Source organism: Nocardioides sp. CF8 (assembly GCF_000389985.1).
GTDB classification, from domain to species: domain Bacteria; phylum Actinomycetota; class Actinomycetes; order Propionibacteriales; family Nocardioidaceae; genus Nocardioides; species Nocardioides allogilvus.
In genome coordinates this window covers 1,124,632-1,145,606 of sequence record NZ_CM001852.1, presented here as the reverse complement: position 1 = coordinate 1,145,606, position 20,975 = coordinate 1,124,632, and the positions used below count along the sequence as shown (strand labels likewise).

19 protein-coding genes and 1 other RNA gene are annotated in these 20,975 nt (G+C 70.0%); 6 read left to right on the top strand and 14 right to left on the bottom strand.

What is annotated here, in order from left to right:
* A partial coding sequence (locus tag CF8_RS22365; RefSeq protein ID WP_036490337.1) for a hypothetical protein occupies window positions 1-417 on the top strand: 417 nt, incomplete at its 5' end.
* A gap of 6 nt (window positions 418-423) precedes the next feature.
* Here the strand turns inward: CF8_RS22365 and CF8_RS05620 are convergent.
* On the bottom strand, window positions 424-648 hold the full coding sequence (locus CF8_RS05620) for a hypothetical protein (RefSeq protein ID WP_036490334.1): 225 nt from the start codon (window positions 646-648) through the stop codon (window positions 424-426).
* A 24-nt stretch (window positions 649-672) separates the two neighbouring features.
* On the opposite strand from CF8_RS05620, the gene map reads away from it, so the two are divergent.
* Window positions 673-1,521 carry a type I methionyl aminopeptidase gene (map, locus tag CF8_RS05615; protein WP_084622793.1) on the top strand — a complete coding sequence of 283 codons (849 nt, stop codon included), beginning with the start codon at window positions 673-675 and terminating at the stop codon, window positions 1,519-1,521.
* Between the two features lie 15 nt (window positions 1,522-1,536).
* An RNA gene (rnpB, locus tag CF8_RS21295) (RNase P RNA component class A) lies at window positions 1,537-1,925 on the top strand.
* A 32-nt stretch (window positions 1,926-1,957) separates the two neighbouring features.
* Here rnpB and CF8_RS05610 read toward each other — a convergent pair.
* The 10 genes from CF8_RS05610 to CF8_RS05565 form a co-directional block, all read right to left on the bottom strand.
* Window positions 1,958-3,178: a globin domain-containing protein gene (locus tag CF8_RS05610; RefSeq protein ID WP_010832166.1), complete on the bottom strand. Its 1,221-nt coding sequence runs from the start codon at window positions 3,176-3,178 to the stop codon at window positions 1,958-1,960.
* A gap of 142 nt (window positions 3,179-3,320) precedes the next feature.
* Complete coding sequence (locus CF8_RS05605; protein ID WP_010832165.1) at window positions 3,321-3,653, bottom strand: cupin domain-containing protein; 333 nt, start codon at window positions 3,651-3,653, stop codon at window positions 3,321-3,323.
* 9 nt (window positions 3,654-3,662) lie between these two features.
* The gene (locus tag CF8_RS05600; RefSeq protein WP_051204124.1) at window positions 3,663-4,136 is read right to left on the bottom strand and encodes a hemerythrin domain-containing protein; all 474 of its coding nucleotides are present in this window, start codon (window positions 4,134-4,136) and stop codon (window positions 3,663-3,665) included.
* A gap of 1 nt (window position 4,137) precedes the next feature.
* The gene (gene narI, locus CF8_RS05595; RefSeq protein ID WP_010832163.1) at window positions 4,138-4,866 is read right to left on the bottom strand and encodes a respiratory nitrate reductase subunit gamma; all 729 of its coding nucleotides are present in this window, start codon (window positions 4,864-4,866) and stop codon (window positions 4,138-4,140) included.
* The gene (gene narJ, locus CF8_RS05590; protein ID WP_010832162.1) at window positions 4,863-5,561 is read right to left on the bottom strand and encodes a nitrate reductase molybdenum cofactor assembly chaperone; all 699 of its coding nucleotides are present in this window, start codon (window positions 5,559-5,561) and stop codon (window positions 4,863-4,865) included. The genes narI and narJ overlap by 4 nt, the downstream gene beginning before the upstream one ends.
* Window positions 5,558-7,207 carry a nitrate reductase subunit beta gene (gene narH, locus CF8_RS05585; protein ID WP_010832161.1) on the bottom strand — a complete coding sequence of 550 codons (1,650 nt, stop codon included), beginning with the start codon at window positions 7,205-7,207 and terminating at the stop codon, window positions 5,558-5,560. The genes narJ and narH overlap by 4 nt, the downstream gene beginning before the upstream one ends.
* The gene (locus CF8_RS05580) at window positions 7,207-10,938 is read right to left on the bottom strand and encodes a nitrate reductase subunit alpha (RefSeq protein ID WP_051204123.1); all 3,732 of its coding nucleotides are present in this window, start codon (window positions 10,936-10,938) and stop codon (window positions 7,207-7,209) included. Before CF8_RS05580 ends, narH begins: the two co-directional genes overlap by 1 nt.
* A gap of 26 nt (window positions 10,939-10,964) precedes the next feature.
* Complete coding sequence (locus tag CF8_RS05575) at window positions 10,965-12,227, bottom strand: MFS transporter (RefSeq protein ID WP_232211582.1); 1,263 nt, start codon at window positions 12,225-12,227, stop codon at window positions 10,965-10,967.
* 196 nt (window positions 12,228-12,423) lie between these two features.
* Window positions 12,424-14,124: a GAF domain-containing sensor histidine kinase gene (locus CF8_RS05570; protein ID WP_010832158.1), complete on the bottom strand. Its 1,701-nt coding sequence runs from the start codon at window positions 14,122-14,124 to the stop codon at window positions 12,424-12,426.
* Between the two features lie 105 nt (window positions 14,125-14,229).
* Window positions 14,230-14,901, bottom strand: a complete 672-nt coding sequence (locus CF8_RS05565) for a response regulator (protein WP_010832157.1) — start codon at window positions 14,899-14,901, stop codon at window positions 14,230-14,232.
* Between the two features lie 150 nt (window positions 14,902-15,051).
* Here CF8_RS05565 and CF8_RS05560 point away from each other — a divergent pair, with 150 nt between their 5' ends.
* Together CF8_RS05560 and CF8_RS05555 are read left to right on the top strand one after the other, a co-directional pair.
* Window positions 15,052-16,029, top strand: coding sequence for an Acg family FMN-binding oxidoreductase (locus CF8_RS05560; RefSeq protein WP_051204122.1), 978 nt, complete (start codon window positions 15,052-15,054; stop codon window positions 16,027-16,029).
* Window positions 16,030-16,172: 143 nt separating this feature from the next.
* Window positions 16,173-16,757, top strand: a complete 585-nt coding sequence (locus tag CF8_RS05555; RefSeq protein ID WP_010832155.1) for a hypothetical protein — start codon at window positions 16,173-16,175, stop codon at window positions 16,755-16,757.
* A 3-nt stretch (window positions 16,758-16,760) separates the two neighbouring features.
* Here the strand turns inward: CF8_RS05555 and CF8_RS05550 are convergent, their stop codons facing one another.
* Window positions 16,761-18,206 carry an RNB domain-containing ribonuclease gene (locus CF8_RS05550; RefSeq protein WP_036490326.1) on the bottom strand — a complete coding sequence of 482 codons (1,446 nt, stop codon included), beginning with the start codon at window positions 18,204-18,206 and terminating at the stop codon, window positions 16,761-16,763.
* A 53-nt stretch (window positions 18,207-18,259) separates the two neighbouring features.
* On the opposite strand from CF8_RS05550, the gene yaaA reads away from it, so the two are divergent.
* Window positions 18,260-19,033, top strand: coding sequence for a peroxide stress protein YaaA (gene yaaA, locus CF8_RS05545; protein ID WP_010832153.1), 774 nt, complete (start codon window positions 18,260-18,262; stop codon window positions 19,031-19,033).
* An 8-nt stretch (window positions 19,034-19,041) separates the two neighbouring features.
* On the opposite strand, the gene CF8_RS05540 is transcribed toward yaaA, so the two are convergent.
* Both CF8_RS05540 and CF8_RS05535 read right to left on the bottom strand, forming a co-directional pair.
* Complete coding sequence (locus CF8_RS05540; protein ID WP_010832152.1) at window positions 19,042-19,785, bottom strand: zinc ribbon domain-containing protein; 744 nt, start codon at window positions 19,783-19,785, stop codon at window positions 19,042-19,044.
* A gap of 42 nt (window positions 19,786-19,827) precedes the next feature.
* Window positions 19,828-20,958, bottom strand: a complete 1,131-nt coding sequence (locus CF8_RS05535) for a Nif3-like dinuclear metal center hexameric protein (protein ID WP_010832151.1) — start codon at window positions 20,956-20,958, stop codon at window positions 19,828-19,830.
* Window positions 20,959-20,975 lie beyond the last annotated feature (17 nt).

Below are 20,975 nucleotides of genomic sequence, written 5' to 3'. Positions count from 1 at the left end.
GCCAAGGCGCCCACGAAGAAGGCACCCGCGAAGAAGACCGCCGCCAAGCAGACCGCCCCCGCCGCCGCGCCCACCAAGGTCGCGGCCGCCACTCCCCCGGCGGGCACCAAGCGGCGTACGCCCGTCGGCCGCGCCACGGCCGTCGGCGCTCAGGCAGTCGACTCCGCGGTCGCGGTCCAGAAGATCGCCCAGGACACCGCCGAGCGCGTCGCGCGCGACGTCGCGACCCGCATCGCCGACGAGGTCCGCAAGGCGATCACCGACGTGAGCGCCACCGTGGAGAAGAACTCACGCAAGGCCGCCGCGGCGACCCAGGCCGTCGTCGACCAGGCCGCCAAGGCGACCGGCAAGGGCAAGGACAAGTCGGGCGCCAAGACCAAGAAGGTCAAGTCCAGCAAGAAGAAGTCGAAGAAGTAACCGACGTCAGTTGTCCGGGGTCCCGTCGGTCATGCCGTCGCCGGACCCCGGACCGTCGTCGTTCCACGCGGGGTCGTTGTCCCACTCCTCGTTGCGCTCCTCGACCTTGTCCAGGGCGCGGCCGGCTTCTTCAGCCGACGCGTAGGGCCCGAGACGGTCCTGGTTGCGGCATCCGTCTTCACCTTCGACGGCGCGGTGGGTGAGGCAGAACCAGTACTCGCTGTCACTCATGCAGGAGAAACTACACTCGCCGACGTGAGTCCAGTAGCCCCCGCCGTCATCTCCCCGCGTCGAGCAGTGCCGGCGGGCATCGTCCGCCCGGAATACGTCGACAAGCCTGCCCCGGCCCCCTTCACCGGTTCGGAGGTCAAGGACGCGGAGACGATCGAGAAGATGCGGATCGCCTCCCGCCTGGCCGCGCAGGCCCGCGAGCTCGTGGGCGCGGCAGTGGCTCCCGGGATCACCACCGACGAGCTCGACCGCCTCGGCCACGAGTTCCTCTGCGACCACGGCGCCTATCCCTCGACCCTCGGCTACCGCGGCTTCCCCAAGTCGCTGTGCTCCAGCATCAACGAGGTCATCTGCCACGGCATCCCGGACAGCACGGTCGTGCAGGACGGCGACATCGTGAACATCGACATCACCGCCTTCCTCAACGGCGTGCACGGCGACACCAACGCGACCTTCCTCGCCGGCGACGTGGACGAGGAGTCGCGGCTGCTGGTGCAGCGCACCAAGGAGTCCCTCGACCGCGCGATCAAGGCCGTCAAGCCCGGACGACGCGTCAACGTCATCGGTCGCGTCATCGAGGCCTACGCCGCCCGCTTCGGGTACGGCGTCGTGCGGGACTTCACCGGGCACGGCATCGGCACCAGCTTCCACTCCGGCCTGGTCATCCCGCACTTCGACTCCGACTACCACGCGGAGGAGATCCAGGTCGGCATGACCTTCACGATCGAGCCGATGCTCAACCTCGGCACCCACGAGTGGACGATGTGGGACGACGAGTGGACCGTCGTCACGCGTGACCTCAAGCGGAGCGCGCAGTTCGAGCACACCCTCCTCGTCACCGCCGAGGGTGCCGAGGTCCTCACCAACCCCTAGACTCGCGACTGCGAATGGGCTGGCCGGGCGACCGCGTTCCGCCACACGGCAACGTGCGGTGGGCCGAGGAAGGTCCGGGCTCCACAGGGCAGGGTGATGGTTAACGGCCATCCGGGGCAACCCGCGGGACAGTGCCACAGAAAACAGACCGCCACTCGGTGCTTCGGCGACGAGCGGTAAGGGTGAAACGGTGGGGTAAGAGCCCACCAGTGCACCGGGCGACCGGTGCAGCTAGGTAAACCCCACCCGGAGCAAGATCAGACAGTGTGCGTTCGAGGGCGGCCCGCCCGAGTGCACGGGTAGATCGCTGGAGGGAGTCGGCAACGGCTCTCGTAGATGGATGGTCGCCTCGCCCCGGCTCCGGCCGGTGCGGACAGAACCCGGCCTACAGGCCAGCCCATTCGCACCAGCCCCGGCGCCTCGGGCCTCGGCTGGTTCAGGCCGACGCCAGCCACTTGTCCGGCCCGAAGACCTCGTAGCGGATGTCGGCCTCGGGGACGTTGTGCTCCAGCAGGCTGGTGCGTACGGACTCCATGAAGGGCAGTGGTCCGCACAGGTAGACCTGCGCGTCCGTGGGGATCTCGACGGTCCCCAGGTCGACTCGGCCGGCCCTGAGGACGTCGCGGGTCGGGCGGACGCCGAGGTCCTCGTACCACCGGTGCAGGGACGCGGTCGGCATCGCTGCCACGAGGTCCTTCAGCTCCTGGCGGTGGGCGTGCCGTGCCGGTGAGCGATCGGCGTGCAGGACCAGCACCTCGCGGGTCGAGCCGATGCCCGCCAGGTGGTGGAGGATGCCGATGATCGGGGTGGCGCCGATGCCCGCAGAGATCAGGACCAGCGGCCGGTCGGAGTCCTCGATCACCAGGTCGCCGAAGGGCGCCGAGACGCTGATCTCGTCGCCCTCGAAGAGGTTGTGGTGCAGGTGGTTCGACACCTCACCAGCCGGGATGATCGTGTCGTCACCGGCCCGGCTGGCAGGGACAGCCTTGACCGAGATGCTCCACTCGCTGGCCGCGGACGGGCGGGTGAAGCTGTACTGGCGGATCTGGCGGGCGCCGTCCGGGAGCGTCACCTGGACTGACACGTACTGGCCCGCGCGCGCTCGCGGCAATGCGCTCCCGTCGGCCGTGCCGAGCACGAACGACACCGTGTCGGGCGACTCCTGGAGCCGGCGGCGCACGACCAGGGTGCGCCACACGTCGCCGTCCGCCACGCCGGTGTCGGCGTACAAGCGCTTCTCGATGGTGACCAGGGCTCCGGCCATGTGCCAGTAGACCTCGTCCCAGGCACTGGCGACGTCGGGGGTGACCGCGTCACCCAGGACCTCGACGATCGCGGCGAACAGGTGCTCGTGGACGATCGGGTACTGGTCCTCGGTGATGCCGAGCGAGGCGTGCTTGTGCGCGATCCGGGCCAGCACCTCGACCGGGTCGCGACCGTCGTCGGCCACCAGGAGGGTGGCGTAGGCAGCAATGGCTCCGGCCAGCGCGCTCTGCTGGTCGCCCTGGGCCTGGTTGCCGCGGTTGAACAGGTCACGCTCGAGCTCGGGGTGTGCGGCGAACATGCGTTGGTAGAACACCGGCGTGATGTCGCCGATCGCGGCTCCGATGACGGGCAGCGTGGCCTTGACGACGGTGGCGGACTGGGTGGACAGCATGGGGATCTCCGAGTCGTGTGGGTGCAGGGGGCACGGCTCTTCAATTGGGGAGGAGAGCCTCTGGGTCCACACGACCACGCCGCGACAGGGAGGCGGAGGGGTCGAAGGTCCCGTCCGTCCCGATGAAGGTCATGACCCGTGGTCAGCTCCGCACGGCCACCGTGAGCAGGACGGCCGAGTCCTCGACGGCATCGAGCGAGTGCCGCGAGTCCGGGATGGTCATGAGGTCACCGGGTGAGCCGTTCCACTTGTTCTCGCCGGCGGCCAGGGTGACGCGTCCGTGGAGCACCTGGAGCGTTGCCTCGCCGGGGTTCTCGTGCTCGTCCAGCCTCGAGCCGGCTCGCAGCGCGATCAGGGTCTGGCGCAGGGAGTGCTCGTGACCTCCGTAGATCGTGTGGGCGCTGCGACCGCTGGAGGCGGTCGATGCCGTCACCAGGTGGTGGCGGACCAGGGCCGTCAGTGATTCCTTCTGCATGGGTTCTCCTCAGTGGATCGGCTGATCGAGCAGGAAGCTCGGTGATCTGGTGTGGGCCTCGTCGACGGTCGCCCAACCCTGGGCGCCCAGGGTCACGACGGAGACCGGGAAGATCCCGAGGTCCTCGCGCTCGACGTGGGCGTCGAGGTCGTCGAGGAGGCGCGTGACGCGGGTCGCGAAGTCCGGTGAGCTCGGGTCGAGCACGGCGACGGCGGCCGCGAGGTCTCGGTGCTCGCCCTCCAGCCCGTCGATCTCGTCGATGAACTCGCCCTGCGCGCGCAGCGCCCGGAAGATGCCGTCCTCCTCGCGCTGCACGTGCCGGTCGAGGTGGGCGACGAGCTCGACGAGCAGCGCCATCGCCGCCGCATGGTCCCCTGCGCCCAGCTCTCGACGGACGAAGTGGGCCTGACCCATGAGGGCGCCGTGCTCCTCCATCAGCTCAGCGATCGGGGGGACGCCCCGGCACCCGCAGTGCTCGCACATGTCAGCCGACCCGGTCCCAGCCGCGGCGGGGCCGGTGGCTGCCGAGCTGGGTGTCGTCGCGCTTGCGGTAGACGATGTAGGGACGGGTGAGATAGCCGAGGGGTGCGCTGAAGACGTGCACCAGCCGGGTGAACGGCCACAATGCGAAGAGCCCGAACGCGACCAGCGCATGGAGCTGGAAGCCCAGGGGCGCCTCGCCCATCAGGTCGGCGTCAGGCTGGAACGCGAGGAACGAGCGGTACCAGACCGACACTCCCTCGCGGTAGTTGTACTCCCCGCCGATGGTGAGGATCGAGCCGGCGACGGTGTTCCACATGCCCAGCACGATCGCCATGGCCAGGAAGGCGTACATCACCTTGTCCATGACCGTCGTCGCGGAGAAGACCGGCCCCACGGTGCGGCGCCGGTAGATCAGGATCGCCATCCCGACCACGGTCGCGACACCCGCGAGCAGGCCGCCCCCGACCGCGGCCACGTGATAGGTGTGCTCGCTGATCCCGACCGCGTCGGTCCACGACTGGGGAATCAGCAACCCGAAGACATGACCCCCGATGACGCCGAGCATCCCGAAGTGGAACAGCGGGCTGCCGATCCGCAGCAGCCGGTTCTCGTAGAGCTGGGACGAGCGGGTGGTCCAGCCGAACTTGTCGTAGCGGTAGCGCCACAGGTGCCCGACGACGAACGTGGTCAGGCAGATGTAGGGGACGACGACGAAGAGGAACTCGTTCATGCGCGGACTCCCGGGAACGAAGGCATGGGCAGCAGGGTCTTCTCGGTGGCCGAACCGGGGCTGAACTGCGGGGCGGCGAAGGGCGCCAGTCCGACTTCCTCCTCGGGTGGTCCCTCGGCAGCCAGTCGCCGTACGGCGTCGCGCTCCTCGCCGCGCAGCGGCGGCAGTGTCGCGGTGACCGCGTCGAGCAGGTTCGCCCACGGGGAGCGCTTGTCCCGCAGCGAGAGCCGCAGCAGCTCGAGCCCGGCCCGGTGGTCGAGCATCAGGTCCCGGCCGAGGTCGCGGTCGATGGTGGCGGCGAACTCCAGCACGACGCACAGGTGATCGGGCAGCTCCTTGTCGTCCAGCTCGAACCCGGCGCGCAGGTAGGTCTGCTTGAAGCGCAGCAGGGCCATCCCTCGCTTGCGGGTGTCGCCGTGGGCGAAGTAGGTCAGGAAGAGGTTGCAGCGCCGCCGGGTGTCGAACGTCTCGACGTAGTCGGCCTGCAGCTCCGGCAGGGGCGTCGACCCGAGGTGGTCCAGGAAGGTGCGGATCGAGTCCCCGATCGCGGTCGGGAGCCCGGTCGAGGCCGCCCCGATCAGCTCGGCACGTGCCAGGACCTCCTCGTCGGGGTAGTCGAGCAACAACGACACCGACTGCCACACGACGCTCAGCTGCTCCGGCGCCAGCGCCGGCTTCGCACGACGGCCGCTCATGAGTCGTTCCCCTTCGGCGGGAACAGGCCGGGCGGCGAGCCCTTGCCGTCCCAGTTGAGCAGGTTCACGCGGGCTCCCTTGTTCTCCGGCCCGGCCAGTGAGTCGGAGGTCTGGCGGTCCTGCAGCATCTGGAAGTTCTCGACGGCGATCGGCGTGGGTACGCCGGAGCCCTCGCCGAAGAGGTCCTGCTGGCCACCGCCGTACTCCGAGACCGAGCACTCCGTGGACAGCTCCTCCAGGGAGTGCGCCTGCTCGGCGTGCGCCGGCGGGATGACGTAGCGGTCCTCGTACTTCGCGATCGCGAGGAGGCGGTACATGTCGTACATCTCCTCCTCGGTCATCCCGACGGCGGCCGGGATCGAGGCGTCCGGGTCGCGCCCCATGTTGATGTCGCGCATGTAGCAGCGCATCGCGGCCAGCTTCTTGAGCACCGCGTCCACCGGCTCGACCTCGCCCGCGGTGAAGAGCTCGGCGAGGTACTCCACCGGGATCCGCAGGGCGTCGATGGCGGCGAAGAGGTTGCCCTTGTCCTCGGCGTCCTCTCCGGTCTCCTGCACCACGTCGACGACCGGTGAGAGCGGCGGGATGTACCAGACCATCGGCATGGTGCGATATTCCGGATGCAGCGGGAGCGCCACCTTGTAGGTGTTGATCAGCGCATAGATCGGCGAGCGCTGGGCGGCGTCGATCCAGTCGCGGGCGATGCCGGCCTTCTCGGCCTCACGCATCACCTCGGGATCGAACGGGTCCAGGAACACGTCGCGCTGGGCCTCGTAGAGCCCGTGCTCGTCCTCCATCGACGCGGCCTCCAGGACCTTGTCGGCGTCGTAGAGCATCAGGCCGATGTAGCGCAGCCGCCCGACGCACGTCTCGGCGCAGACGGTGGGCAGGCCCACCTCGATCCGCGGGAAGCAGAACGTGCACTTCTCGGCCTTGCCGGTGCGGTGGTTGAAGTAGATCTTCTTGTAGGGGCAGCCGGAGACGCACTTGCGCCAGCCACGGCACTTGTCCTGGTCGACCAGGACGATGCCGTCCTCCTCGCGCTTGTAGATCGCGCCGCTGGGGCACGAGGCCGCGCACGACGGGTTCAGGCAGTGCTCGCAGATCCTGGGCAGGTAGAACATGAAGGTCTGCTCGAACTCGAACTTCACCTTCTCGGCGATCTTCGCGAGCATCGGATCCCGGTGCGCGTTCTCGGTGGAGCCGCCGAGGTCGTCGTCCCAGTTGGCCGACCACTCGATCTTCATGTTCTTGCCGCTGATCAGCGACTTCGGCCGTGCGACCGGGGTGTGCTCCTGGGCGGGAGCGTCGGTGAGCGTGGAGTAGTCGTAGGTCCACGGCTCGTAGTACTCGCCGATCGAGGGCAGCTTGGGGTTGGAGAAGATCGTCGCCAGGTTCTTCAACCGGCCGCCGGCCTTGAGCTTCAGGCGGCCGCGCTTGTTGACCTCCCAGCCGCCCTTCCACTTCTCCTGGTCCTCGTAGGTCCGCGGGTAGCCGAGGCCGGGCCGCGTCTCGACGTTGTTGAACCAGATGTACTCCGTGCCCGACCGGTTGGTCCACGCCTGCTTGCACGTCACCGAGCAGGTGTGGCAGCCGATGCACTTGTCGAGGTTCATCACCATCGCCATCTGCGTCATGACCTTCATCAGTACGTCACGTCCTGGCTTCGCTTGCGGATGATGGTGACCTCGTCACGTTGGTTGCCGGTGGGCCCGAGATAGTTGAAGGCGTAGGTCAGCTGGGCGTACCCGCCGATGAGATGGGAGGGCTTCACCAGCAGCCTCGTCAGGGAGTTGTGGATGCCCCCGCGTTTGCCCGACGTCTCCGCGAGCGGTACGTCGATGAGCCGGTCCTGGGCGTGGTACATGTACACCGTTCCCTCCGGCATCCGGTGCGAGACGATCGCCCGGGCCACGACGACTCCGTTGCGGTTGACCGCCTCGATCCAGTCGTTGTCCTTGATGCCGACCTTGACCGCGTCCCGGTCGCTCATCCAGATGTTCTGGCCGCCGCGCGACAGCGAGAGCATGAACAGGTTGTCCTGGTACTCCGAGTGGATCGACCACTTGTTGTGCGGCGTCAGGTAGCGCACGGTCAGTCCCTCGACCTGAGGGACACCATCGACGGACGAGCCGTCGGAGACGTTGCCCAGAGCGGGCTCCGCGAACAGGGCCGCCATGTTGAGCGGTGGCCGGTAGACCGGCAAGCCCTCGCCGAGCTCGGTCATCCAGTCGTGGTCGAGGTAGAAGTGCATCCGCCCGGTCAGCGTGTGCCAGGGCTTCTTGCGCTCCACGTTGATAGTGAAGGGCGAGTAGCGCCGACCACCGGTCTCGGAGCCCGACCACTCCGGCGAGGTGATCACCGGCACCGGCGGACCCTGCGTGTCGGCGAAGGTGATCTGCTTGCCCTCGTGCTCCTCGGCCAGGTCGGCCAGCCGCACTCCGGTCCGCTTCTCGAGGGTCTTGAAGCCCTGGGTGGCGAGGTGCCCGTTGGTGGTCCCGGACATCGCCAGGATCGCCTCGCAGACGTTGACGTCCTTCTTCAACGATGGGCGACCGTCGGCGACGCCACCGCGTACGGCGCCGTTCTTGGCGCGCAGGTAGTCCACCTGCTTGCCCAGCTCGAAGGTGACGCCCTTGGTCGTCGCGCCGAGCGTGTCGACCAGCGGCCCGAGCGCGTTCATCTTCTCGGCGACCGCGCCGTAGTCGCGCTCGACCTCGACCAGCTTGGGCATCGTGACGCCGGGGATCGGCTCGCACTCGCCCTTCTTCCAGTCGCGGACCACGCCGTGCGGGTTGGCCATCGCGTCCGGGGTGTCGTGCGTGAGGGGTACGGCGACGACGTCCTTGCGCACGCCGAGGTGGGTGCTCGCCAGCTCGCTGAACTTCTCGGCGATCGTCTGCCAGGCGTCCCAGTCGGTGCGGGTCTGCCACGGCGGCGCGATCGCCGGGTTGAAGGAGTGCACGAAGGGGTGCATGTCGGTGGTGTTCAGGTCGTGCTTCTCGTACCAGGTCGCCGCGGGCAGGACCACGTCGGAGAAGATCGTGGTGCTGGTCTGCCGGAAGTCGATGGTCATCAACAGGTCGAGCTTGCCCTCGGGCGCCTTGTCGCGCCACGTCACGTCGACGGGGCGCTGGTCCTCGGGAGTCTCGGTCGCCCGCACCGACGAGTCGGTGCCGAGCAGGTGCTTGAGGAAGTACTCGTTGCCCTTGCCGGACGAGCCGAGCAGGTTGGCCCGCCAGATCGACAGGATGCGCGGGTAGTTCTGCGGCGCGTCCGGGTCCTCCCCGGCGAAGTCGAGCTCGCCGGACTTGAGCTGCTCGACGACGTACTCCCCCACGGGCTTGCCCGCGGCGGCGGCGTCGTCGCTGAGGTCGAGCGGGTTGCGGTCGAAGGTCGGGTAGGACGGCATCCAGCCCATCCGGGCGCTCTGGGCGATGACGTCGGCGGTGGACTTGCCGGCCAGCTGGCCGCTGCCGGTGGTCGCGGACAGGGTGTCGGCGCCGAACTGGTCGTAGCGGAACTGGTTGGTGTGGAGGTACCAGTAGGCGGTCTGGATCATGTTGCGCGGCGGCCGGTTCCAGTCGAGCGCGTTGGCGATCTGGGTGTAGCCGGTGATCGGGCGGACCTTCTCCTGCCCGACGTAGTGCGCCCAGCCGCCGCCGTTGACGCCCTGGCAGCCGGTGAGGTTGGTCAGGGTGAGGAAGGCGCGGTAGATCGTGTCGGAGTGGAACCAGTGGTTGGTGCCGGCTCCCATCACGATCATCGAGCGGCCCTTGGACTCCTCGGCGTTGGCCGCGAACTCCCGGCCGATCCGGGCGGCGGTCGCGGCCGGGATGCCGGTGATGACTTCCTGCCACGCGGGTGTGTACGGCGACTCCGCATCGTCGTAGCCCGTGGCCCACTCCCCCGGCAGGCCGTCGCGGCCGACGCCGTACTGCGCGAGGAGCAGGTCGAAGACCGTGGTGACGAGGTGGCCGTCGACCCGGCGCGCCGGAACACCACGCGGGAGGTCGGCGGCCGCGCCGTCGGGGGTGTCGAAGCGGGGGAACCGGACGAGCACGGTCTCCTCAGCGCCTTCGAGCAGCGACAGCTGCGGGTCGACGTCTCCGAGCTCGAGGTTCCACTTGCCGATCCCGGCGTCGCCGTACCGGTGCCCGAGCGAGCCGTTGGGCACGACGGGCTCGCCGGTGCGCGCGTCGATGAGGACGGTCTTGAACGCGGCGTTCTCTGCGTCACCGTCGGTTGAGCCTGTCGAAACCAGGTCGGAGGCGGTGAGGAACTTGCCGGCGGTGAACTGGGCGTCCCCGTCGCCGGTTGAGCCTGTCGAAACCAGCTTCACCAGGTAGGGCAGGTCGGTGTAGGTCTTGACGTACTGCGTGAAGTACGGCGTGTCCCGGTCGACGAAGAACTCCTTGAGCACGACGTGACCCATCGCCATCGCGAGCGCAGCATCCGTGCCCGGCTTGGCCGGCAGCCACTCGTCGGCGAACTTCACGTTGTCGGCGTAGTCGGGCGCGACCGCGACCACCTTCTGTCCCCGGTAGCGGGCCTCGGCCATCCAGTGCGCGTCGGGGGTGCGGGTGACCGGGATGTTGGAGCCCCACATGATCAGGTAGCCGGCGTTCCACCAGTCACCCGACTCGGGGACGTCGGTCTGGTCGCCGAAGACCTGCGGGGAGGCGACCGGCAGGTCGGCGTACCAGTCGTAGAAGCTCAGCATCGAGCCACCGATGAGGTTCACGAACCGGGCACCCGACGCGTGCGACACCATCGACATCGCCGGGATGGGCGAGAAGCCGGCCACGCGGTCCGGGCCGTACTTCTTGATCGTGTGGACGTGCGCGGCCGCGACGATCTCGCTGGCCTCCTCCCACGTGGCGCGGACGAGGCCGCCCTTGCCGCGGGCGGACTTGTAGGCCTTGGCGCGCTGCGGGTTCTCGACGATGTGCTCCCAGGCACGCACCGGATCCCCGTCGTGCTGGGCCTTCGCCTCGCGGAACATCTGCAGCAGGACACCGCGGACGTAGGGGTAGCGGACCCGGGTCGGCGAGTAGGTGTACCAGGAGAAGGCCGCGCCGCGCGGGCAGCCGCGGGGCTCGTACTCCGGGGAGTCCGGACCGACCGACGGATAGTCGGTCTGCTGGGTCTCCCAGGTGATGATCCCGTCCTTCACGTAGACCTTCCACGAGCACGACCCGGTGCAGTTGACGCCGTGGGTGGAGCGGACGACCTTGTCGTGGCTCCACCGGTCCCGGTAGAAGTCGTCGGCCTCGCGGCCGCCGACCTTGGAGATGGTTCGCAGGTCCTCCGAGACCGTGCTCTTGGTGAAGAACCGCCGGCTCCGCACGAGTGCGTCCGTGAGCGGGCCGTCCATGCCGATGTCCTTGTTCGTCGATTTGCTCAATGCAATTCCTGTCCTTGGGCCGTGCGGCGGACGATGGTCAGGGTGAGTGCGAGGGTGAGCGCTGCCGTGATCGACAGCATCCACAGGCCGATCGCGTAGGAGTCGGTGCGGCCGTAGACGAACCCCATGACCAGCGGGGGCAGGAAGCCGCCCAGGCCACCGGCGGCACCGACCAGTCCGGTCACGCCGCCGACCCGGCTCGGGTCAGTGACCTTGGCGATCAGGGCGAACGTCGCGCCGCTGCCGGCGCCGAGCGCGGCAGCCATGGCCAGGAAGGCGACGGTGCCGACGCCGTTGAGCGGAGGCGTGCTGGCCGAGATCGCGGCGCCGACGACGACCACGGCGTACGACGTGGCCAGCACCGGGATCGCCCCGAACCGGTCGGAGAGCCAACCGCCGACCGGTCGCATGATCACGGCGACCAGCACGAAGCCGGCCATCCGGTTGGCAGCGTCCGCTGCGGTGAGGCCGTGGGCGGCCTTGAGGTACGCCGGCAGGTAGACCGAGAACGCGACGTAGCCGCCGAAGGCGACGGCGTACAGGAGGCAGGCCTGCCAGGTGATCGGGAGCCGGGCGTTGGCGTTCAGCCGGCTCGCGAGGCTGGTCGTGGGCACCACCCGGCCGGGTGCGTCGCGCAGCAGGGCCCAGGCCACGGCGGCGTACGCCGCGAGCACGACGGCGGTGATCAGGAACGGTGCCTTCTCACCTGCGTCGGTGAACAGCTTGACGGTGGTGAGGGCACTGATCGCCGTACCGCCCATGCCGGCACCGAACACCCCGATGGCCAGCCCGCGGCGCTCCGGAGGGAACCACGCGTTGACGAACGGGACACCGACCGCGAACACGGTGCCACCGATGCCGAGGAAGAACCCGCCGACCAGCAGCAGGGAGTAGGAGTCGAGGGCGACGAACGCGATGAACAGGACCGGCAGGATGGTCACGGCGGAGATGACCGGGAACATGATCCGGCCGCCGTAGCGGTCGGTCAGCGCCCCGACGACGATGCGACCGAGGGAGCCGACGAGCACCGGCACCGCCACCAGGAGCGCGACGTCCGACTCGCTCAGGGCACCCAGCGCGCCGGAGTCGCGGAACATCGGGCCGAGGGGGCTGATCAGGGCCCAGGCCCAGAAGTTGACCGCGAACCCGAGCGTGGCCAGGGCCAGCATCAGCCCCGGCGAGCCGACTCGTTGTGCCGCACTCGACCCCGGACGGGCATCTGTCGGGCTGGTCACCGGGACCATGACGGGCTCCCTCATTGCGTGTCCACGACCATGGGTCGCCCTACCACCATGTCAGACATGCGGGACTGCTGCCGCACGACGACGATGGGCCTCTGCTCGACTCTGTCCATGCACTTGATCCTGTGCGGGCATCCGTCGTGCCGGCAGGGGCCATGGTCGTCAGAGTTCCGGGCCGAAGGTCCCTACGGCCAGCGCGTCCTGCCCACCCAGCTCAGCGGGTCGGCACGGCCCAGCGCAACGTCGTGCCCTCGCCTGCCCCGGATTCGACGTCGAAGGTCCCGCCGCACTGCTCCGCGCGATGCCGGATGTTGGCCAGCCCGCTCTCGGCGACCGCACCGCTCAAGCCGCGGCCGTTGTCCCGCACGACGAGCGACACCTCGTCCCCAGCCGACAGCACGACCTCGACCGCGGTCGCCTCGGAGTGGCGGCTCGCGTTGGCGAGCGCCTCCCCGAGCACAGCGAGCAGGTGCGGCACCACGTCGGCGTCGATCACGGTCCGCACCGGGCCCTCGAAGCGCAGCGAGGGGCGGAACTTCAGTGTCGACGCGGCCCTGTCGACCAGGCTGGTGATCTCCGACTGGACGTCTCCCGCGGACTCCAGCGCCCCCAACCCGAAGATGGCCCGGCGAATGTCCTTGATCGTCGAGTCGAGGTCGTCGACCGCCCGCTCCAAACGCTCCGCCACCTCAGGCTGGTCGGACAACCGCGCGGCGCCCTGCAGGCCAAGGCCCACGGCGAAGAGGCGCTGGATGACGAGGTCGTGCAGGTCGCGTCCGATGCGGTCCCGGTCCTCGAAGAGTGCAAGCCTGCGCTGGTCCTCGCGGGCCTTGGCGACCTGGAGCGCCAGAGCCGCCTGCTCCGCGAACCTGGCCGGCAGCTCGGCGTCGATCGTGTAGTAGTGGTCGGCCCGCTCGCGCGACCAGGCAATGGCCAGGACGCCCTCGGCCCGCGAGGCGTGCCCCATGGGCACCAGGATCGCTGGGCCGAGGTCAGGGAGCCCGGGCAGACCGCTCACGGCAAGGGCACGGGGGGCGCCGACCACGTCCTCGATCGAGACGGGTTCGCCCTTCTCCAGGACAAGTCGGGCCAGGGCGTCCTCGACCGGAAGCGAGCCGAGCATCTCGGCGTCGACCTCGAACCCCGAGACGATCTCCACCTGGAGGGACGAGTCGGGCGAGCTGGACATGATCCACGCCACGTCTGCGCCGGCCACCTCTCGTGCCCGGTCCACCACCAGCCGGAGCGGATCCTCGGCCTGCGTGGGATCGGACAGGAGGGCTGTGATCTCCGCCGTGGCCTTGAGCCAGGCCTCGCGTCCGGTCGCCTCCTCGTACAGGCGGGCGTTCTCGATCGCGACCCCGGCAGCCGCCGCGAGGGCGATCACGATCTCCTGGTCCTCGGCCGTGAAGTCTCCGTCGCCCGCCTTCTCGGTGAGGTAGAGGTTGCCGAACACGCGCCCCCGGATCCGGACCGGGACCCCGAGGAACGACTTCATCGGCGGGTGGTGGTCCGGGAACCCGTACGACGCCGGGTGCTGCGCGATGTCATGGAGCCGCAGGGGCTCGGGCTGGTCGATGATGAGGCCCAGGAGGCCGTGTCCTTCGGGCAGGTGACCGATCTCGACCGCAAGGTCCGGATCCATGCCGTGGTGGACGAACGTGCGCAGCCGCTTGTTCGGGCTGGCGCTCAGGACCCCGAGGGCGGCGTACTGCGCGTCGACCAGGCTGCTCGCGATGGCCACGATCCGCGACAGGACGCCGTCGAGACTGAGATCGGCCGAGATGGTGACGACCGCGTCGAGGAGCAGCTTCAGCCGTGCCTGCTCGTCGAGGGCGCCATGCATGCGCGCCGAGACGGCGTTGATGAGGTGCTCGAACTCCACTGCATGGAGGCCGTGGCCGGGCTCGTCCATCGCGCTCCCCTTCCCGCTCTCGTTGCTTCTGGACCGGGCGCGTTCACGCTAGCAGCGACCCCATCGGGCCAGGCCCGATGTCCCGGAGGACCCGGACCAGCGCGGTCAGGCCTCCCCCTGCTTGTCGTGCCTGACTGCGAGGATCGCTGCCTGCGTACGGCTCGCGAGTCCCAGCTTCGAGAGCATGGAGGAGACGTAGTTCTTCACCGTCTTCTCGGCGAGGAACATCTCCTGCGCGATCTGCCGGTTCGTCATGCCGCGACCGATGAGCTCCAGGATGCGCCGCTCCTGCTCCGTGAGGCCTTGCAGCTCCTTGTTCACCGGTGGTCCCGTGCGGATGCGTTCCAGGACCTGCGCCGTCACTGCCGGGTCGAGGGTGGACTGGCCCGCAGCCACGCGACGAACCATGTCGACCAGGTCGTTGCCGCGCACCTGCTTCAGCACGTAGCCGGCGGCGCCGGCCATGATGGCCGAGAACAGCGCCTCGTCGTCGTCGTAGGAGGTGAGGATGAGGGCCGCGATCCTGGGGTCACGCGAGCGGATCTCCCGGCACACGTCGATACCCGATCCGTCCGGAAGCCGCCCGTCGAGGATGGCCACGTCCGGACGCAGGGCAGGGATGCGGGACGCCGCCTCGGTCGCCAGTCCTGACTCGCCGATCACCTCGATGTCGCCCTCGGCCTCGAGGAGCTCGCGGATGCCACGGCGGACGACCTCGTGGTCATCGAGGAGAAACACCCGGATCGGGACCTGGCCGGTGTCAGCAGAATCGGTCATCTCTGCACGCTAGTCCCCCGCCGGCCACGCCACTGCACCCTGAACGCCCCCTGTGCTCGGGACCTTCGTCCCTGTTCTGGCGCCGGAGCACGGAACACGCTGGGAGCCCGGGCCGCTGTGGTGCCCGGACGATCGACAGGAGTCAGGCCCATGACCGCCAGCACTCGGCTCGATGCACCCCCGGGACAGGTGGTCCGACGCATCGTCGAGCTCGCGACCCTGGCACCCAGCATCCACAACACCCAGCCATGGGCCTGGCGGCTGAGCGATCGCGAAGCGCGTCTCTATGCCGACGACACCAGGCAGCTGCGGGTGGAGGATCCGCTCCGCCGCAACATGGTGATCAGCTGCGGCGCCGCGCTGCACCACTTCCAGCTGGCCGCCCAGGCGCTCGGGTGGCGGGCCGAGGTGAAGCGGCTCCCCGAGGGCGACGACCCGATGCTGATGGCGCAGGTGCGGCTGGCGCGCACGCCGTTCCATGACGACGCGGGCGAGGTCCTCGACAGCATGCGCGCCCGCTGCACCGACCGGCGCCGCTTCACGTCGTGGCCCGTGCCGGACGAGCGCCTCGAGGCCCTGGCCGAGGAAGCCAGCACCTGGGACGCGACCGCCCTCCCGGTGCTCGATCTCGCCACCCGGTTCCGCCTCGAGTCGTCGATCCGCCGAGCGCTCGACCTGCGTGCGAGCGACGCGATCGCCACAGCCGAGCAAGCCCTGTGGACCGGCCGCTCCGGGGACGACGGCGTCCCTCTCCAGGTCGTTCCCGAGTCCCCGCCGGGGGACGACCGCCTCAGCCGGTTCGGCGACGGGCTCCTGAACGACACCCGTGCCGAGGTCAGGAGCAGCGACGGCCTGATCGTGCTCGGTGGCGAGGGGGACAGCTTCGGGTCGTGGCTGCGAACGGGGGAAGCACTGAGTGCCCTGTGGCTCCGCGCCACTCGGACCGGTCTGTCCGTCGTCCCGCTCAGCCAACCGGTCGAGGTGCCCGCCACGCGCGCCGAGCTGCAAGCCCTGCTTCGCGGCACCCTCGAACCACACCTGTTGGTGCGGATCGGGTGGCAGGCCATCGGTCGCCGTGAGCTGCCACGCACGCCGCGCAGGCCCGTCGACGAGGTGTTGCGGTCCTGACGTCCGCGGGACCAAGGACCCGTCCGGGACCTGCCCCTCGGCCCTGCCGCAGGCGCCCGGCACCCGCTTGGCTTGGCCTCGAGGAACCACACCGATTCGAACCACCGGGGGCCCTGTCGGCCCCACGACCAGGAGGCCATGACATGACCGCCGTACAGCACCACCAGCCCGTCGACGTCCTCGTCGAGCGAGACGTCGTCACCCACGAGATCACCCGCCGCGGCCTCGCGGTCCTGCGGATCGGCTTCGGCCTCACGTTCCTGTGGGCCTTCTTCGACAAGCTGCTCGCCCTCGGCTTCGCCACCGGCCGCAACGCCGAGACCGGTGTCGTGGACCGGTTCGGTCCGGACGCGTGGATCAACGGCGGCAGCCCCACGTTCGGGTTCCTCAGCTTCGGGGTGCCCGAGGACAACCCGTTCCGCGGGTTCTTCAACGCCATCGCCGGGGACGCGTGGGCCAACTGGCTCTTCATGCTCGGACTGCTCGGCCTCGGCGTCGCGCTCACCCTCGGCGTCAGCATCAGGCTCGCGGGGATCACCGGCGCCGCGCTCTACCTGATGATGTGGATCGCGTCGCTGCCCCTCGAGACCAACCCCGTCCTGGACGCCCACTTGCTCGGTGCCGTCACTGTCGTGGTGCTGGCCCTCACGCTCGCTGGTGACACCTGGGGACTCGGGACCCAGTGGGCCGAGACGAAGCTCGTGCGAAGGTTCCCCGTCCTGCGGTGAGCGTCACTCCAGGGTGAACTCGACCTTGCGGGTCGTCACGTCGGCGGTCGTCAGCTTCACGGTGACGTCCTGCCCGACGGGCAGCGACGCCGATCCCGCGACGACGGCCTCGATGGCCGGGTCCTGCACGGTGACCTCTCCGCGGCGGTCGTCCTTCTCGTCGGCCTCGACGATGACGCCCTGGAACGACTCCCCCACACGCGGCGCGAGGACGGCGGCCTCGACGAGGTTGAGCACCGAGTTCTCGTACTGGTTGGCCCGGCGACCCGACTCGCGCATGGTGTCGGGCAGGTCCGCGAGCTTGGTGAGCACCCAGTCGGGCACCTCCTCACCGGCGCACAGCGCGACGCAGATCTCGAGGGCGTAGCGGTCGACGAGGCGTCGCAGCGGCGCCGTCACGTGGGCGTACTCCGAGGCCAGGGCCGAGTGCTGGGCCTGCTCGGGCAGCTCACCGTTGAAGCCGACGTAGCCGCTGCCGCGGAGCAGCCGGGTGCACGCGACCACCATCGCCGCGTGGTTGGGCAAGGACACGTCGAGCGAGCGGATGAAGTCGGGGTAGAGCACCTCGGCCGGCCACTCGATCTTCAGCGCGCGGGCCGTGCGGTGCAGACGCTGTACGTCGCGGGGGTCGGCCGGCGGCAGCGTGCGGAGCAGTCCCACGCGGGCGTAGACCATCAGCGAGGCAGCGGCGAAGCCGGTGAGCAGCGAGATCTGCGCGTTCCAGTTCTCGACCGGGAGCATCTGGCGGAACTCGAGGTGCCAGGTGCCGTCCTCGTCGACGATCTCCTGCTCGGGCAACGGCAGCGAGATGCCGCCCCTGGCCGCCTCCCTCGCGAGTCGCAGCTCGCCGAGCTCGCGCAGGATCGTGAACATCTCGTCGGCCTTGCCGGCGTCGAGGTCGGCCTGCACGTCGGCGTACGACAGCTTGGCCCGCGACTTCACCAGGGCCCGCTCGACGGTGACGTCGGTGCCCTCGCCGCTCGCGTCGACGTTGATCCGCCAGACGAGGGCGGGACGCACCTGGTCGGGCAGCAGCGAGCCGGCGTCCTCGGAGATCACCTTGGGGTGCAGCGGCACCTTCGAGTCGGCGCCGTAGAGCGTCTCGCCGCGCCGGTTGGCCTCCACGTCGACGGGGTCACCGGGCGTGATGAACGCCGAGAGGTCGGCGATGGCGTAGTGCACGACGAAGCCGTCGCCGGCGCGCTCGAGGAACATCGCCTGGTCGAGGTCCATCGCCGTCTCCGGGTCGATGGTCACGAAGGGCAGGTCGGTCAGGTCGAGCTCGGGCAGCCGCGGGTTGGCCGCTGCCTCGGCAGCCGCCTTCTCGACGGCGGCCGGAAACTCGGCGGAGACCTTCATCTCGCCCTGGATCGCCTCGATGCCCCTGCGCAGGGTCTCGCCGGCGACGGAGTCGGCGGTGCGGACGGTGATCACACGGTTGCTGGCCATGCCCAAGACCCTAGCCACATCGGTCGCCGGGTCGGCCCCCTACTCTTGCGCGCGTGCTGATCCTGCTGCCGCCCAGCGAGGGCAAGTCCGCTCCACGCCGGGGTCGCCCGCTCGACACGGGCACCCTCTCCTCGCCCACGCTCACCGCCACCCGCGAGCAGGTCCTCGACGCCCTGGTCGACCTGGCCGAGCGACCGGACGCAGCCGAGGTGCTCGGGCTCGGCGGCACCCAGGCCGACCTCGTCGCGCTGAACGCGCGGGTGCGCACCGCCCCGACCGCTCGCGCGGACGCCGTCTACACCGGCGTCCTCTACGACGCACTCGGCTTCGACACCCTCTCCAGCGCCGCGAAGCGACGCGCCACCAGCCGGGTCGCGATCACCAGCTCCGTCTTCGGCCTGGTCCGACCCGGCGACCGGATCCCGGCCTACCGCCTCTCCGGCGACGTCTCGCTCCCCGGCCTCGGCCCGGTCGCCGGCCTGTGGCGCGACGTGCTGGGCTCGGCCGTCGAGGACGCCGTCGGCTCCGGCCTGCTGATGGACCTGCGGTCCACGATGTACGCCGCGTTCTGGCGACCTCCGACCACGAGCCCGATCCGGGTGGCGACCGTGCGGGTGCTCCACGAGGTCGCCGGGACCCGCAAGGTGGTCAGCCACTTCAACAAGGCCACCAAGGGCCGGATCATCCGCGACCTGCTGGAGAGCGGCGCCAACCCGCGCACCCCCAAGGCGCTCGCGAGCGCGATCGCCGACCTGGGCTGGCACGTCGAGCTGGGCGAGCCGACGCTGCGTGGCAGCCAGCTCGACGTGGTCGTGCGCGAGGTCTGAGCCTCGGGTCAGATGCCGGACTCAGAGGTGCGGACCAGGATCCGGGTGCACTCCTCGCAGCGCACGACCTCGTCGGCCGCCTTCGCCCGGATCACACCGAGCTCGGCGGGGTCGATCGTGAGCTGGCAGCCGCCGCACTGGCGCGCGCGCAGCGCAGCCGCGCCGACGCCACCCTTCTGGGCGCGCAGTCGTTCGTAGAGCGCCAGCAGGTCCTCGGGCAGGCCCTCGACCGTCGCTGCGCGAGCCGTCTCGCACTCCGCGAGCGACGCGTCGATCTCGACCCACCGGGCGTCGCGGGCGACCTTCAGCTCGGCGATCTGGCTGTCGGTCTCGGCCAGCTGCGCGGCGAGGGTGTCAGCCGTGCGCTGCGCCTCCTCGAGCCGCTCCATGATCTCCAGCTCGGAGTCCTCCAGCGAGTTGATCCGCCGCTCGAGCGACTCCAGCTCGTGCTGCATCCGCTCCAGGTCCTTGGGGTTGGTGATCAGCCCCTGGTCCATGCGGTCGCGGTCGCGGGTGCGCCGCGTCTTGACCTGCTCGACGTCGGCGTCGGCCTTCTTCTGCTCCACCGTGAGGTCGTCGACGACGATGCGCGCGTCGCGCAGGCGGTCGTCGACGTCACCACGGCCGGTCTCCAGCTCGGTGATGCGGACGATCTCGGGCAGGTTCGCCCGCTGGTGACGGAGCTGGTCGGCACGCGAGTCCAGCTCCTGTACGGCGAGGAGCTGCTGCTGCGCGGACGGGTCGGCCTTCAAGACGGGGGACTCCTCGGGTCGGACTTCTTCAGATGGGGGTGCTCAGACGCGGAACTGCCACGGATCGGTGGACAGGGCGCTGACGCGAGTGCCCACCGTATCGCCCATCGCGGCGCGGAGCTTCCTCTCCACCACCGGCAGCCACGTCGACTCGGCCGCCCAGTGCGCGACGTCCACCAGCGCCGGGCCCGCGTGCTCGCGGAACTCACCGGCCCGGTGGTGCCTGAGGTCGCTGGTGACGTAGGCGTCCACGTCGGCCGAGGACAGCTCGTCGAGGAGGAAGTCCCCCGCGCCTCCGCAGACCGCCACCCGCCGTACGACCCGGTCGGGGTCGCCCGCGACCCGCACCCCGTGGGCGGTGGCCGGCAGCGCAGCCGCGACCTGTGCGGCGAAGTCGCGCAGCGACATCTCGGGGACCGTGCCGATCCGGCCGGTGCCGGTGGCGGCGGTGCGGGGGTCGGCCAGCTCGAGGACGTCGAAGGCGGGCTCCTCGTAGGGATGCGCCGCCAGGAGGGCGCGCACGACGCGGGCCCGGTGGGTGCGCGGCAGCACCGACTCCACCCGCGTCTCGGGCACGACCTCCAGGGAGCCGACCTCACCGATCACCGGCGCCGCCCCGTCGAGCGGGCGGAAGCGCCCCTCGCCCGGTGTGGAGAAGGTGCAGGAGTCGTAGTCGCCGAGCGTGCCGGCACCGGCAGCGGCCAGGGCAGCTCGCACCGACTCGGCGTGCTCGTGCGGGACGAACGTGACGACCTTGTCCAACGCGACACCGGGAGCCGGGCGGATCGGGGTCAGGTCGCTGAGGCCCAGCGCGCTGGCGAGCGCCTCGGAGACCCCGTCGAGCGCCTGGTCGGCGTTGGTGTGGGCCGTCAGCAGGGCGCAGCCGCCCTGCGTCAGCGTGTGCAGGGTGCGCCCCTTCGGCGTGGTCGCCGCGACGCTGTGCACCCCGCTCAGGAAGAGCGGGTGGTGCACGACCAGCAGGTCGGCACCCCACTCGACCGCCTCCCGCGCGACCTCCAGGGTGGGGTCGACGGCGAACATCACCTTGGCGACCTCGGCCGCGGGGTCGCCCGCGACCAGCCCGACCGCGTCCCACGAGTCGGCCGTGGCCGGCGGGTACCAGCCGTGGATCAGGTCGACGACGTCGCGGAGCCGGGGCGGGGTGAGTGGCATGGCGTCAATCTAGCCAG